A 13,711-nucleotide genomic window follows, 5' to 3' on the forward strand; every position below is an offset into this window, starting at 1 on the left:
CGATGAAAATCTACTCATGCTGCGGCAACGATTCAATTGCAAAAAAGTACAATTGCGCGGTTTGCGGCAAATCGGAATTTGAAGAAAAAGAAGTCAGCGATGACGGAACCGTATACAGCTTCACCAAAATTCACATTGCCCCAGCTGAATTTGCCCATATCGCTCCTTATAACGTCGTACTTGTCGATTTGGATGAAGCGAACGCCAAAGTGACATCCCGTATGGAAGAAGATGTGGCTATCGGCGATAAAGTTACGCTTGACCGGATTGAAGACGGCGCATATATCTATAAAAAAGCTTCATGAATTCACTGACCGACAGCCGGCCCGTCATTTAGACGAGGCCGGCTGTTCCAATCAAGAAACGATTCCGATAATTTGCTATACTGTCCCTAACAGATGAAACGGAGGCGTGACGATGAGAGATACATGGGAAATCAAACATTCTTCACATCGTATTCGGATTGAAAGTACTTGGGACCAAAAGAAATTATGGGTGGATGGTGTTCTCCAGGATGATCAGCCAGGATTTGCGCTCAGCTCCCGCTTGTTCGGTAAACTGCGTGATGACAACGGGGAATTTCAGGAAATAAAGGTTTCATTGGGGTTGAGCTGCTTTTATACGAAATGCCGGATCTTTATAGGGGACAGCCTCGTCTATTCAACGGAAATTGCATGGGAAGGATGAGTTTTTCTAAAAAAGAGAGGAGATGGTGAAGTGACAATCATAGATATGCACTGCGATGCTTTGTTTAAAATGCAAGTGGCGAAGAGAGATTCACTTTACCGCAAGCCGCTTTTGAATTTCACGAATGCTGAAGAGCTGGATACCAATTTTCACCGGCTGCAGTCAGGTGGCGTTAAAGTCCAGTTTTTCGCGATTTTTCTTCATCCTGAATTGCCTTCGGATGAAAAATGGCAGCATGCCCTTGAGCAGGTTGACCTTTTCCATTCCGAAATAATCGGCATGAACCCCCAGATGCGCCATATTGCCAGGTGGCAGGACATCAACGAGCTTAAAGAGGATGAAATCGGTGCAGTGCTGACGCTTGAAGGAGCGGAGCCAATCGGAAATGATCTTGTAAAACTGCGACATCTTTACCGCTTGGGTGTGCTGTCTGTCGGGCTGACTTGGAACACCGCAAATCTTTGTGCAGATGGTGCAGGTGAACCAAGAGGAGCGGGCTTGACCCTGTTTGGAAAAAATGTGGTGCGCGCAAACAACGAACAGCGGATTCTGACAGATGTGTCGCACCTGTCGGAAAAAGCTTTCTGGGATGTAATGGAGCTTGCCGAGTTCCCGATAGCCAGTCATTCGAACGCAAGAGCTTTATGCAATCATGCAAGGAATTTGACTGATGAACAGGCGATGGAGATGTTCAAAAGAAAGGCGATGGTAAATGTCGTTTTTTATCCTCCTTTCATTAATGAAAACCAGGAGCGGGCGACAATTCCCGATTTAATCCGCCATATCGATCATTTTTGCTCATTGGGGGGCTTGGAACACATTGGATTCGGCTCTGATTTCGACGGCATCAAACTCTTTACGGACGGTTTGAAAAACGCCGGCGATTATCCGGTGCTGATCAATGAATTGCAAAAGCATTACTCGGAAACAGAAGTGGAAGGTTTTGCTTATCGGAACTTCATAGCGCATTTGCCGGATTAATTCGGGAGTAAATATGCAAAAAAAAAAACGCTCTGCTGTAAGCACATGCTTACGGCGGAGCGTTTAAGCTTGGTATCAATGAACTTTGGCAGGTTCATTCTTTACGTTTTTATGGCGATGGATGATGGCGTTGATTTCAGCGCCGATCACCAGGATCAGACCAGTCAGGAAGAACCACAGGATCAAGACGATCAAACCGCCGAGACTGCCATATGTGGCGCTGTAACTGCCGAAATTAGCTACATAGAATGAAAATGCGAGAGATACAAGCTGCCATAGAATGGTAGCTATCAAAGCACCGATGATTACTTCTTTGAATGGGAAGTGTTTATTAGGTGCTATTTTATACATAATCGCCAAAACGATACTCATTACCGCAATGGAAATCACCCAACGGAGTACCTGGAATATGATTTCCGTCTGTGATGGCAAGTTCATGAATGAACTGATCATGTCAATGATTGCTCCGCCAAAAATCGGAAGTACCAGCGCTATGATTACGGCAACCAGCATGAACAGCGTCAAAAGGATGGCAATGCCTTTCTGTGCAAAAAATGATCTTGTTTCTTCAACGTCGTATGCTTCATTGGTTGCTTTGATGAAAGCACTGACTGCATTTGACGCAGACCATAACGTACCCAGGATACCGAATGTTAACAGACCACCGGATGGTGTCGTGACGACACTTACAATCTGTTCTTCAAATGTCGAAGCCACTTCGCCCGGAAGGATCGTACCCATGAAGTCCATGACGCGTTGCGGTTCGATTTGCAGATACGGCAGAATTGCCAGCAGCAGGATCAATAAGGGCACGATAGCCAGTAAATAATAATAAGCCTGTGCTGCTGCAAGAATCGTGGCATTGTCTTCTTTAAATTTTGCCCCGAATTCTTTGCCGTAGGATTTAGCTTTTCCCATATCTTCAACCTCCATTTTTTTGGTTTCTTACCTTTTGTATGCCCGCTGGAACTGCAGCTTAATCCTAAAGAAGCATAATTAAGGGAATTGAGGAAGAAAAACGATGCTCTGTTTCATCATTTTAGAGTTTGCTGACCAAGCGAAATCGGAAGAATAATTTCCTTCATACAAAAAAGCAGTGAACGGAAATACGATATTTCCGTTCACTGCTTTATTCATTTTTATTAATTTTCCAGAATATCCAATGAGACCTTCAATATATGATGATTTTCCATATTTACAATAGACCAGCGGAAGCCATTCGTTTCAAATGTACTGCCTGTCTCAGCTTCAATCAATTGATGCTGTACCCAGCCTGCAATCGTATCAATATCCTCACTGTCATCGAACTCGATGCCGAAGCGTTCCTCAAGGTCTTTCAACAGTACCCTGCCGTTCAATAAATAGCGGTTTTCGTTTTCTTTAATGATATCCGCTTCCTCGTCCTCATCGAACTCGTCCCGGATCTCCCCGACGATTTCTTCCAAAATATCCTCCATTGTGATCAACCCGGAAGTTCCGCCATATTCGTCGATGACAAGAGCGATATGGGTGCGGTCTTTCTGCATTTTCACTAAGGCTGTCTGAAGAGGAGTCGTTTCATGGAAATACGGTAAGCTATGGATAAGCTCCGCCATTTCAACGGATCCATTAACTGCGTAATTTGTCAGAACTTCCTTGGCGTTGATGAAACCGATCAAGTCATCTTTATCCCCATCACGTGCAATCGGATACCGCGTAAAACGATGTTCACGTATTTCCGCCAGTAATTCTTCCGAACTCAGAGAATCGGAAAAAGCGATCATTTGGGTGCGCGGCACCATCACATCTTTTGCGCTGCGTTCGTCAAAAGCAAAGATATTCTGCATATAAGAAAGCTCTGTCTGGTTGATTTCGCCGCTCTGAAAACTTTGAGCCATGATGATCTTTAATTCTTCTTCGGAATGCCCTTGCTCTGCCTGGGCTGGCTGTATACCGAAAATACGCAGCAGCAGCCGTGAAGCCCCTGTCATCACGAAAATGAATGGAGCCATTATTTTTCCGAACACATAAAGGATAGGTGCAAGTGCAAGGGTCATTCGCTCAGCTGAATGCAATGCAAGAGACTTCGGCGTCATTTCACCGATGACGACATGAAGAAATGTCACCAAAGAGAAAGCCAGGATAAATGAAATGACCAAAGCGGATGAAGAAGCCAAACCTATATCCCTGAATAAGGGGAGGATCAGCTGTTCGACAGCCGGTTTGCCCAGCCAGCCGAGTCCAAGCGCAGTCATCGTAATTCCGAGCTGGCACGCAGACAGGTAGTAGTCGAGATCATCCAGAATTTTTTTGGCGATTCCCGCTCTCTTATTGCCTTCATCGATCAATTGGTCGATGCGCGACATGCGGACTTTTACGATCGCAAACTCTGCTCCAACAAATACGGCGGTAAATAAAATTAATAAAACGAATAACGCTGAATTCACTAAAAGTATGGGGTCCAATAAATTCCCTTAACTAAGGGATTCACCTCCGGGTTAATTTGTACTGTATACAATTTACCATAAGGCGATTATGAAATATATGGTGAATGCTTGTGGCGCTCAAGTACCTGCAGTGTTATCGATTTGACATCCATCACGCTGTCTTCGTTGATCACATCTTCAAGGAGGATGTTTTTGAAATAGCTGACGCTGGCTTCCAGTGGAATATTAAGCAGTTTCGTCAATGCAATGCGGTACATTTTAGCGAATTCGGGGTCGGCATTGCCGCGCTTCATTTCGTTGAAGGATTCATAGAATTGATCCAGCTTGTCTGCGAGTTCAAGCAGCCGGCCTTCAATTGTTCCGTCTTTGCCTTCTTTCATTCGGTCAAAAAATACCTGCTGAAATTCTTCCGGAATTTCGCGGGTGATGAATTTTTCCATCATCCCTTCTTCGACCTGTGCAATCATTTCCTTCAATTCGGGTGATGAATGTTTCACTGGCGTTTTGATGTCGCCGATAAAGACTTCAGCGAAATCGTGGTTGATGGTTTTTTCATATAGAGATTTCCAATCGATTTCGCGTCCTGCGCGTTCTTCGATCGTGGCGAAAAACATGGCGTACTGACTGACCTTCCAAGAATGCGCCGCGACATTATGTTCTTCGAATTTAAATCTGCCGGGAGCCCGGATGATACGTTCCAAATCGTTTAATGAGTTAAAAAATGTGTGGATTCCCATAACTAAAACTCCTTTTTCTATAATTCTATATCTTCACCATACCCTATTTTCAGTATAATAAAAGAGTATAGAAGAGAAGGGGAATCAGCATGACAGGGAAAACACACATCATGGGCGGCATCGCAGCAAGTCTTGCATTTGCACAAATCACAAATTATGAACCGGTGCTCCTTCTTGGCGCTGGAGCGGTAGGGGCCGTTATACCGGATATCTGTCATGGAGGCAGTAAAATTGGCCGTGCTTTTCCGGCTGTTTCTAAAATCATCAACATATGTTTCGGTCACCGGACATTCACTCACAGCCTTATTTTTCTAATACTGGCGGCGTTATTGTTTAATGCCTTTTTGCCGAATGAAGCAATCTCAGCCGGTCTCTTGGCGGGAATGGCGAGCCATCTTTTATTGGATATGGCCACCAAAAAAGGCATCAAGTTATTTTTCCCTTTTAAAATCACGGTTCGGCTTCCATTGACCACCAAAACCGGAAGCACAGTGGAATATGTGGTTTTTGCAGCTTTGTCCCTGCTGTCGGTCTATTTTGGAATGGCAGCTTTTGGCTTCTACTATTGAAAAATCACCACTATTTTTTCGATCGGACCAATTCTTGATTCTCGGGTGAATATCGTGTTTTCTTAGAAGTAAATAGGGAAAGAAATAAGTAAGACAATCTTCTAAGGAGGAATCAGCATGAGCAAGCAGGAATTTTCCGATCGTGAACAGGAGAACAGGAGCACGCGAAGAGGCGGACAGAACCACGGCAGTTTTGGCGGCAAAGATGCTGAAAAGCGTGACGGCGAAGAACTGCGGAGAGAAGGGGCCCACAGCAATACCGGCATAGGTGATGAAAGAGAGCCCATCCGTGAAAATGAAGAAGAATAAAAATAAAGACAGTCCCCGGTTAAAATCGGAGACTGTCTTTTTACATTTTATTGAAGTAGGAAACAATCTGTTTCTTGGAAGGTTCCTGCAAACGGTAACGTAATTCTTTGTTTTGCGTATTGACAATATGGTAAGCCGGATTTTCGGCTACAGTGAATTTCCAATGCGGTTTAGTATTTTTCTTGGTGATTTTCAGCTCAGGAGGCATCATTTTATCAATGAAGCTTTCAAGCTTGGCCATGAGAAAGGTATCCATATAACGGACAATCAAAAATCCTTGTTGTTTTTCCGGATCATATTTCGCCAACGTAAAATCGCTGACATCAAATCCTTTTTCGTATCGTTGGACCGACGGTGATAATACAAATGTATCCTCATTTGTAAATACAGCCGAATTGCCCTGTTGCTTCAGCCCGAGTTCTTCTACCAAAAAATCTTTATTGACCAGACTCATTTCTCGTGCAGTAGCCATGTTATTCCTCCTTACAGAAATCAATGTATACTTATTATAACACTCTTTCCTTAGGAAAGGGTTTAGAACCCCCTATATTGGATCATTCAAGAAAAAATCCGCATAACTTTAACAGTTTATGTAAAATAGTCGAAATTTTCTTAATGTATATGTGATTACATGATAAAATTATGCTGATATCTTTCCTGTTGGGTAAGGAAGTATTGCTGCATTCCAGTAGCATAACTATTTGTTGATGAAGGCTGAAGTTTTTTAAAAAGCGACATCTGTCAATTTGTCAGAAAGCAAGATACAATGATGGCGAAAGGGTGAGAACCATGTGCGGAAGATTTGCGCTATACGCAGACTATAAGGTCATACTGGAACGTTTTGGTATCGAACAGGCTTCCTTTGACGAAAATGAATATGAGCCGAGCTATAACATTGCACCTTCCCAACTGATTGCCGCTGTTGTCAGCGACGGAAATAAAAACCGCTTGGGCAAACTGAAATGGGGGCTTATTCCACCATGGGCAAAAGATGCAAAAATAGGATATAAGATGATTAATGCGCGAGCGGAAACTGCAGCGGAAAAGCCGAGTTTCCGCAATGCTTTCAAAAAGAAACGATGCCTTATCATTGCCGACTCCTTCTATGAATGGAGAAAAGATGAAGAAGGCAAGACGCCGATGCTGATCAAGATGAAATCAGAGGAACCTTTTGCATTCGCCGGCCTTTGGGAATCCTGGGAATCTCCGGAAGGGGAGCCGATCCACAGCTGCTCCATTTTAACCACCAAACCGAATGGAGTGATGGCATCAATCCATGATCGCATGCCGGTCATATTATCCAAGGAAGCGGAAAAAATCTGGCTGGATCCGAATGTGCAGGATATTGAAATGTTGGAGAGCGTGCTGAAACCTTATGAAGATGGGGAAATGGAAGCTTACCAGGTGTCGGAAGAAGTGAATTCACCTAAGAATAATAAAGCGGATCTCATCCGTAAAATAAGCTGAATCCTTTGAACTGAAAGAGAGAGGCATAGAAATGTGCCATCTCTCAATTTTTTTGAATTATGCTACTATTTAAGAGGTGACATTAAATGATTCGTAAAGTAAATCACCACAATGAATACACAGCCAAGGCAATACAGAGGATCCAGCGTCCCGCTTACCTGGTGGAAGCGGAATTGATGGGTTTCGAAGGCATCCCGCAATTGAAGGAATCTACAATTGAAATTCAAAATAGCGGCGAAACCTTTTTGGGGTATATGGAACAGGAAGTTCTACTAGGGTTCATTTCTTATAAAAAAGAAAACAATATAGTAGATATACACCGGTTGGTAGTCAACCCTGAGCATTTTCGAAAAGGGATTGGAAGAAAGCTTTTAGCGTATTTAATGGAAGAGTTTGAAGGAATGGAATTCATCGTCAGCACCGGGAAAATGAATAAGCCGGCCAAAAATCTTTATACCAGTTTCGGCTTTGTTGAAACAGAGGATTTTGAAGTTGCACCTGGCATTTTCTGTACAACTCTAAAAAAAGAAATTCAAACGTAGAACTGGAGGAATAATTGTGGATTATTTGAATCATCCGTTTGCATCCAAAAGACATACAGTATTTTCGAAAAAAGGGATGGTGGCAACTTCACAGCCACTTGCAGCCCAAGCCGGTTTGGAAATCATGCAAAAAGGCGGCAACGCGATTGACGCGGCTATTGCAGCGGCAGCGGCATTGACGGTTGTAGAGCCGACTTCGAATGGTATCGGGGGGGACGCTTTTGCGCTGGTATGGGTGAAGGATAAGCTTCACGGGCTGAATAGTTCTGGTCCTGCGCCTGAAAGCATTTCAGCACAAGCGGTAAAAGCACTTGGACATGATAAAATGCCAGTGCATGGTGTTGTGCCGATTACAGTTCCGGGAGTCCCGGCAGCTTGGGCGGAATTAGCACGGAAATTCGGCAAACTGCCGCTTGCGGAAACATTGAAACCGGCCATCCGTTACGCAGAAGATGGTTATCCGCTGACACCGATTCTCGGGAAGTATTGGAAAGCTGCTTATACGAGTTTCAAGAAAAACTTCACTTCGGAAGAATATCAGGCATGGTTCGATACGTTTGCGCCTGGCGGTAAGATTCCTGCTGCCGGTGAGATGTGGTCGTCGCCGGGCCATGCGTCTACGTTAAAAGATATAGGCGAAACTGATGCGCGTTCTTTTTATGAAGGAGCGATTGCTGAAAAAATCGATACATATATGAAACAGCATGGCGGCTTTTTGACGAAAGAGGATCTCGCAGCCTATCAGCCTGAATGGGTTGAACCGATTTCCGCACATTACAAAGGCTACGATGTTTGGGAGATTCCACCGAATGGACAAGGCATGGTGGCATTGATGGCTTTGAATATCTTTAAAAAAATGAAGGAGCCAAAATGGCAATCAGCCCAGACGATGCATGAACAAATAGAATCAATGAAATTGGCGTTTACTGATGGCAAAGCATTCATCACTGAACCTGAAGCTATGCCGGTCAGCGCAGAACATCTTTTATCCGAAGAATATGCGGAAACACGAAGTGCATCAATTGGTGAAACGGCATCAGATCCTGAACCATACGAATTGCCGAAAGGCGGCACGGTATATCTGGCTGCGGCGGATGAAGAAGGCAATATGATTTCGTATATCCAAAGTAATTATATGGGCTTCGGTTCCGGCATCGTGATCCCGGGGACAGGCATCGGCATGCAAAATCGAGGCGCAGATTTTTCATTGGATGAAAGCCATCCGAATGTTTTGAAGGGCGGCAAAAAGACGTTCCACACAATTATTCCCGGTTTCCTGACAAAAGACGGCAAAGCGGTCGGACCTTTCGGTGTCATGGGCGGATATATGCAGCCACAGGGCCATTTCCAGGTCGTGACGAACACCATCGATTACTTGTTGAATCCGCAGGCTGCACTCGATGCGCCGCGCTGGCAATGGATGGAAGGCAGAATTGTTTTGGTTGAACCGGAATTTCCGAATTATTTGGCTCAGGCTCTAGCCAGAAAAGGGCATACGATTCAAGTGGCGACAGATGGCGGCAGTTTCGGACGCGGCCAGATTATCTGGCGCAATCCGGAAACGGGTGTTTTAGCTGGAGGAACGGAATCACGGACAGACGGTGCCATTGCAGTTTGGTAGAAGTAATATAAAGAAAGGAGGGTCTTGTTTGTGAGTAAGAATGCCGATCTGTTCGCTGCTTTTTTTCGTGTAGGTATGTTGGGTTTCGGCGGGGGCCCTTCGGCGATTCCACTATTCGAACAGGAAGCTGTAAAAAAATATAAATGGATGACGAGTGACGAATTCGGAGATACGCTCGCTTTGGCAAATACGATGCCTGGGCCGCTGGCTACAAAAATGGCGGGATACATCGGCTACCGTGTAAACGGAATTTGGGGCTGTCTGGTATCTTTGTTTGCTTCTGTTGTGCCGACAGTGATCCTCATGATTGTCCTTTTGGGCGTATTACAGCAATACAAAGACGTAGCATGGGTTGATGGTATGTCAGAAGCTGTTGTGCCGGTGGTGGGTGTAATGCTTGCTATACTGACACTGGATTTTCTGAAGAAATCAAAAGATTCCCTCGGCTGGCTGCGAGCCGTTATCTATACGGCCGCTTCGATTATTCTGATGGAAGTGCTCGGAATCCATCCGGCCATTCTGATTATCATAATCCTCGTACTCGTTTTTCTTCCATTGAATAAGGCAGGTGAGCCGAAATGATTTATTGGCAAATCTTTCTGGCCTTCTTTATTCCTGGGATTTTAGGATACGGGGGCGGCCCTGCTTCGATTCCATTGGTGGAGAAAGAAGTGGTGGACCGCTATGGCTGGATGACTACCCAGGAATTTGGTGAAGTATTGGCACTGGGCAATGCGCTTCCGGGACCGGTGGCTACGAAAATGGCCGGTTACATCGGATACACGGAAGGCGGCATTCTTGGGTCGGCAGTCGCGCTTTTCGCTTCGGTCGCGCCTTCATTGATTTTGATGATTGCTTTGATGGTGAGCCTTTTGAAATACAAGGATTCACCAAAAGTTAAGAACATCACCAAGATGATAAGGCCTGTTCTAGCAGTGCTGCTTGGCGCAATGGCACTTCAATTCTTCAAGACTTCCTATGATACCTCCGGGAGCATCCAAACAATTGTGCTGGTGATCATCAGCTATTGGCTGCTGGAGGTGCGGAAAATGCATCCGGCTTATGTAATTCTGATGGCGCTGGCATACGGCGCCCTGACAGGTTTGTTTTAAACTATGGCCATCCGCGATCTGCGGATGGTTTTTTGCATGCGCTTTTTTATTGGCCAGACTCCGGCGACCCAGCTCTTCGGGTCATAAGCCAGCCCAGCTGCCGTGGCAAAGAGCGCCACTCTGCTGGTCAGTCTTATGCCTTTCAGAGCTTAACGGGTGCCGTCGCTTTTCTTCTAAGCAGATTTATTTACTTTTATTTGCAGAGGTTTTAATCTATATGAAGCAAAACTTTATGGATGTATTGGTTCATGAATCAATATAGTGTCCTGTGCAGTTAGTCAGCAGGATACTTTAGATGAGAGGGAGAAAAAATGGGAGATTATCTTATTAAAGCTCTGGCCTTTGATGGCCAGGTTCGCGCATATGCAGCAAAAACAACAGATACGGTAGGCGAGGCGCAGCGTCGCCATTATACTTGGCCAACCGCTTCAGCCGCACTTGGCCGTTCGATGACAGCGAGTGTCATGATGGGCGCCATGATGAAAGGCGAAGAAAAATTGACGATCAGCATCAACGGCGGCGGTCCTATCGGAAATATTCTGGTGGATGCCAACGCCAAAGGCGAAGTAAGAGGCTACGTATCGAAGCCTCAAACGCATTTCGATTTAAATGAAATCGGTAAACTCGATGTAAGACGGGCAGTTGGCACAGATGGAACTTTAACCGTTTCCAAAGATATTGGCCTGCTACAGCCTTTTAACGGACAGGTGCCAATCGTATCAGGTGAAATCGGTGAAGACTTTACGCATTACATTGTCACATCCGAACAGATTCCTTCATCGGTTGGTGTCGGGGTTATCGTCAATCCGGACAATACCATCCTGGCTTCAGGGGGGTTCATTATCCAATTGATGCCGGGAACTCCGGAAGAAATTATCGTGAAGATAGAAGAACGGCTTTCTGCGATTCCGACGATTTCTAAAATGATCAGTGAAGGCATGACGCCGGAAGACATCCTTCATGAAGTTCTTGGCAAAGAAAACGTAAAAATTCTCGATGAAATGCCGGTCACCTTTACGTGTCAGTGTTCACGTGAACGCATAACGAATGCCATCACTAGCCTTGGTTCTGAAGAAATTACCGATATGATCGAGACAGACGGCGAGGCAGAAGCTGAATGCCATTTCTGCAATGAAAAATATCATTTCTCCAAAGAAAATCTGGAGAATCTTTTGGAACAAGCTAAATAATGATTAGGACCGCTTGCTGAAACAGCAAGCGGTTTTATTTAAGTTTAATATCTTGAATTCGAGATAAGTTTCATTTACCCTTAAGGTGGGAACTTATTAAAAGACGAAATCGTACGGGAGGTTATTTTATGAAACACATTTTTAAAGCTGGGAAAGATCCAAAGAGACCGGTATTACTATTGCTGCACGGAACAGGAGGCACGGAAAACGACCTGTTGCCGCTTGCTGCACATATTGACCCGGAAGCATCTGTCTTAAGTGTCCGGGGAAATGTCTCGGAAAATGGCATGCCAAGATTTTTCAAACGCCTGTCTGAAGGCGTATTCGACATGGAGGATCTGAAGCTCCGCACAGAAGAACTGTATCAATTTATCGCGGATTTAGCTGAACAATACGGTTTTGACCGCACGAACGTTACTGCAGTGGGCTACTCGAACGGAGCGAACATCGCTGCGAATCTACTGTTCACTTATGATGATGCATTAAGAGCAGCCATTCTCCATCATCCGATGGTGCCCAATAGAGAGACGGAATTGCCTGAATTGAACAGAACGCCGGTCTTCATCGCGGCTGGCACAAACGATCCGATCTGTCCGGCGCAGGAATCGGAAGATCTTGAGAAACTGTTGCAGGATGCAGGCGCAAATGTAGAGCTTCACTGGGAAAACCAGGGCCATCAGCTGACGATGCCTGAAGTCGAAGCAGCCAAAGTTTGGTACAGCAAAATTTAGGGAAACTATCCCCCTGCAGGGTGCAGGGGGATTTTATTGTCCAGACTTCAGCGGCCCAGCTCTTCGGGTCATAAGCCAGTCCAATGTCTAGTCTCCAGTGCCTAGCTCTTCGGGATATAAGTCAAACCAGCTGCGTGGTAAAGAGCGCCACTTCGCTGGTTCGCCTTACTCCTGTCAGAGCTGAACAGGCACTTACGCTTTTCGAGACTGCGCGCGGCCAAGGCCACTTCGTTGGACTGTCTTATGCCTTTCAGAGCTTAACGGGCGCTTACGCTTTTCTTTAGCATTCCAGCCCATTTTCAGGCACAATAGAAAATAGAGGAGGGATCGTGTGCAAACTAATCCAAGAATACAGCAGCAGCTCCAAAAGTGGGTTGAAGAAAACAGAGGGCACGTGATACTTGGTACGACTGCCCAGTATATTCCGGAACTCGGCAAAGCCGATCCAAGCAAACTGGGTATTTGCATGCTCGATGAAGAAGGAAACTATTATTGCGCAGGGGACACTGACATAGAGTTTACGCTGCAAAGTATTTCAAAGGCTTTGACGTTTATCGCTTTAAGCTGCTATTACGGTCTGGACTTTGTATTGGAACGGGTCGACGTTGAACCGACAGGGGAAGCATTCAACTCAATCATCCCTTTTGAAATCCATCGTCCGAATAAACCTTTCAACCCCTTCATCAATGCAGGAGCCATCACCATCTCCGCTTTGCTGCCAGGCCAGAACAGTCAGAAGAAATATGAATATCTGCTGCACTTTCTTGAAGAGCTGGTCGGCCATCCACTTGATATGGATCGGGAAGTTTACGATTCCGAATGGAAAGCTTCTCACCGCAACCGCGCGTTGGCCTATTATCTGAAAGAAGCGAAGTTCCTGGAAATCGAAGTGGAAGAGGCGCTGGATATATATATCCGCCAATGCTCCATCAAAGTCTCCACGAAAGACCTCGCCTTGATCGGGCTGATCATTGCTTATGACGGCTACAATCCAATCACCAAAGTTAAGCATTTCTCCGATGAAATTGCACAAGTGGCCAAAGTTCTAATGGTGACTTGCGGGATGTACAATTCTTCAGGCAATTTTGCCGCGCATGTCGGCATACCGGCTAAAAGTGGTGTATCCGGTGGCATCATGGCTGCTGTTCCGCCTAAATTGCATTCCCAGACCTATGAATTTCGCGCTGGTGCCGGAATCGGCGTATATGGGCCGGCAATCGATGTTCAAGGAAACAGTGCAGCGGGCACAATGATGCTGCGACAAATCTCGAAAGAATGGGACTTGAGTATATTTTAGATGAAATCCACGTGTTTGTAAGAGACACGTGGATTTTTTATT

Annotated in this window: 17 protein-coding genes; 13 read left to right on the forward strand and 4 right to left on the reverse strand. The window is 45.3% G+C overall.

Annotated features, from left to right (window positions below):
• The first annotated feature begins 2 nt into the window (after positions 1-2).
• The 3 genes from CXF70_RS06875 to CXF70_RS06885 all read left to right on the forward strand — a co-directional run bounded on the left by CXF70_RS06875 (position 3) and on the right by CXF70_RS06885 (position 1,668).
• Positions 3-305: a Zn-ribbon domain-containing OB-fold protein gene (locus CXF70_RS06875; RefSeq protein WP_084244006.1), complete on the forward strand. Its 303-nt coding sequence runs from the start codon at positions 3-5 to the stop codon at positions 303-305.
• Between the two features lie 112 nt (positions 306-417).
• On the forward strand, positions 418-687 hold the full coding sequence (locus CXF70_RS06880) for a hypothetical protein (protein ID WP_101802038.1): 270 nt from the start codon (positions 418-420) through the stop codon (positions 685-687).
• 30 nt (positions 688-717) lie between these two features.
• Positions 718-1,668: a dipeptidase gene (locus CXF70_RS06885; protein ID WP_101802039.1), complete on the forward strand. Its 951-nt coding sequence runs from the start codon at positions 718-720 to the stop codon at positions 1,666-1,668.
• Positions 1,669-1,743: 75 nt separating this feature from the next.
• On the opposite strand, the gene CXF70_RS06890 is transcribed toward CXF70_RS06885, so the two are convergent.
• From CXF70_RS06890 to CXF70_RS06900, 3 genes are all read right to left on the reverse strand, one after another.
• Positions 1,744-2,586, reverse strand: coding sequence for a YihY/virulence factor BrkB family protein (locus CXF70_RS06890; protein WP_101802040.1), 843 nt, complete (start codon positions 2,584-2,586; stop codon positions 1,744-1,746).
• Between the two features lie 224 nt (positions 2,587-2,810).
• Positions 2,811-4,112, reverse strand: a complete 1,302-nt coding sequence (locus CXF70_RS06895; protein ID WP_233208564.1) for a hemolysin family protein — start codon at positions 4,110-4,112, stop codon at positions 2,811-2,813.
• 68 nt (positions 4,113-4,180) lie between these two features.
• A complete protein-coding gene (locus CXF70_RS06900) occupies positions 4,181-4,831 on the reverse strand; it encodes a YfbR-like 5'-deoxynucleotidase (RefSeq protein ID WP_084244009.1) in 651 nt (216 codons plus the stop codon).
• An 89-nt stretch (positions 4,832-4,920) separates the two neighbouring features.
• On the opposite strand from CXF70_RS06900, the gene CXF70_RS06905 reads away from it, so the two are divergent.
• Positions 4,921-5,400: a metal-dependent hydrolase gene (locus CXF70_RS06905; protein WP_101802041.1), complete on the forward strand. Its 480-nt coding sequence runs from the start codon at positions 4,921-4,923 to the stop codon at positions 5,398-5,400.
• Positions 5,401-5,517: 117 nt separating this feature from the next.
• On the forward strand, positions 5,518-5,709 hold the full coding sequence (locus tag CXF70_RS06910; RefSeq protein ID WP_084244011.1) for a hypothetical protein: 192 nt from the start codon (positions 5,518-5,520) through the stop codon (positions 5,707-5,709).
• Positions 5,710-5,749: 40 nt separating this feature from the next.
• Here CXF70_RS06910 and CXF70_RS06915 read toward each other — a convergent pair whose 3' ends face one another.
• Positions 5,750-6,181: a hypothetical protein gene (locus CXF70_RS06915; protein WP_084244012.1), complete on the reverse strand. Its 432-nt coding sequence runs from the start codon at positions 6,179-6,181 to the stop codon at positions 5,750-5,752.
• A 317-nt stretch (positions 6,182-6,498) separates the two neighbouring features.
• Between CXF70_RS06915 and CXF70_RS06920 the strand changes: the two genes are divergently transcribed.
• The 8 genes from CXF70_RS06920 to glsA all read left to right on the forward strand — a co-directional run bounded on the left by CXF70_RS06920 (position 6,499) and on the right by glsA (position 13,669).
• Complete coding sequence (locus CXF70_RS06920) at positions 6,499-7,176, forward strand: SOS response-associated peptidase (RefSeq protein ID WP_101802042.1); 678 nt, start codon at positions 6,499-6,501, stop codon at positions 7,174-7,176.
• Positions 7,177-7,262: 86 nt separating this feature from the next.
• The gene (locus CXF70_RS06925) at positions 7,263-7,718 is read left to right on the forward strand and encodes a GNAT family N-acetyltransferase (RefSeq protein WP_101802043.1); all 456 of its coding nucleotides are present in this window, start codon (positions 7,263-7,265) and stop codon (positions 7,716-7,718) included.
• 16 nt (positions 7,719-7,734) lie between these two features.
• On the forward strand, positions 7,735-9,339 hold the full coding sequence (locus CXF70_RS06930; protein WP_101802044.1) for a gamma-glutamyltransferase family protein: 1,605 nt from the start codon (positions 7,735-7,737) through the stop codon (positions 9,337-9,339).
• A 30-nt stretch (positions 9,340-9,369) separates the two neighbouring features.
• Positions 9,370-9,921 (forward strand): chromate transporter, encoded by a 552-nt coding sequence (locus CXF70_RS06935; protein ID WP_255400068.1) that lies wholly within the window; start codon positions 9,370-9,372, stop codon positions 9,919-9,921.
• Positions 9,918-10,451: a chromate transporter gene (locus CXF70_RS06940; RefSeq protein WP_101802045.1), complete on the forward strand. Its 534-nt coding sequence runs from the start codon at positions 9,918-9,920 to the stop codon at positions 10,449-10,451. The genes CXF70_RS06935 and CXF70_RS06940 overlap by 4 nt, the downstream gene beginning before the upstream one ends.
• A 311-nt stretch (positions 10,452-10,762) precedes the next feature.
• A complete protein-coding gene (gene hslO / locus CXF70_RS06945; protein ID WP_101802046.1) occupies positions 10,763-11,641 on the forward strand; it encodes an Hsp33 family molecular chaperone HslO in 879 nt (292 codons plus the stop codon).
• Positions 11,642-11,769: 128 nt separating this feature from the next.
• Positions 11,770-12,372, forward strand: a complete 603-nt coding sequence (locus tag CXF70_RS06950; RefSeq protein ID WP_101802047.1) for an alpha/beta hydrolase — start codon at positions 11,770-11,772, stop codon at positions 12,370-12,372.
• Positions 12,373-12,703: 331 nt separating this feature from the next.
• A complete protein-coding gene (gene glsA / locus CXF70_RS06955) occupies positions 12,704-13,669 on the forward strand; it encodes a glutaminase A (RefSeq protein ID WP_101802048.1) in 966 nt (321 codons plus the stop codon).
• The last annotated feature ends 42 nt before the right edge of the window (positions 13,670-13,711 follow it).

Source organism: Planomicrobium sp. MB-3u-38 (assembly GCF_002836425.1).
Lineage (GTDB): Bacteria > Bacillota > Bacilli > Bacillales_A > Planococcaceae > Planococcus > Planococcus okeanokoites.

What these genes read in the sequence shown, in the direction of transcription:
- CXF70_RS06875 (WP_084244006.1), top strand. Translation starts at nt 3, where the DNA reads ATGAAAATCTACTCATGCTGCGGCAACGATTCAATTGCAAAAAAGTAC.
- CXF70_RS06880 (WP_101802038.1), top strand. Translation starts at nt 418, where the DNA reads ATGAGAGATACATGGGAAATCAAACATTCTTCACATCGTATTCGGATT.
- CXF70_RS06890 (WP_101802040.1), bottom strand. Translation starts at nt 2,586, where the DNA reads ATGGGAAAAGCTAAATCCTACGGCAAAGAATTCGGGGCAAAATTTAAA.
- CXF70_RS06900 (WP_084244009.1), bottom strand. Translation starts at nt 4,831, where the DNA reads ATGGGAATCCACACATTTTTTAACTCATTAAACGATTTGGAACGTATC.
- CXF70_RS06905 (WP_101802041.1), top strand. Translation starts at nt 4,921, where the DNA reads ATGACAGGGAAAACACACATCATGGGCGGCATCGCAGCAAGTCTTGCA.
- CXF70_RS06910 (WP_084244011.1), top strand. Translation starts at nt 5,518, where the DNA reads ATGAGCAAGCAGGAATTTTCCGATCGTGAACAGGAGAACAGGAGCACG.
- CXF70_RS06915 (WP_084244012.1), bottom strand. Translation starts at nt 6,181, where the DNA reads ATGGCTACTGCACGAGAAATGAGTCTGGTCAATAAAGATTTTTTGGTA.
- CXF70_RS06920 (WP_101802042.1), top strand. Translation starts at nt 6,499, where the DNA reads ATGTGCGGAAGATTTGCGCTATACGCAGACTATAAGGTCATACTGGAA.
- CXF70_RS06925 (WP_101802043.1), top strand. Translation starts at nt 7,263, where the DNA reads ATGATTCGTAAAGTAAATCACCACAATGAATACACAGCCAAGGCAATA.
- CXF70_RS06940 (WP_101802045.1), top strand. Translation starts at nt 9,918, where the DNA reads ATGATTTATTGGCAAATCTTTCTGGCCTTCTTTATTCCTGGGATTTTA.
- hslO (WP_101802046.1), top strand. Translation starts at nt 10,763, where the DNA reads ATGGGAGATTATCTTATTAAAGCTCTGGCCTTTGATGGCCAGGTTCGC.
- CXF70_RS06950 (WP_101802047.1), top strand. Translation starts at nt 11,770, where the DNA reads ATGAAACACATTTTTAAAGCTGGGAAAGATCCAAAGAGACCGGTATTA.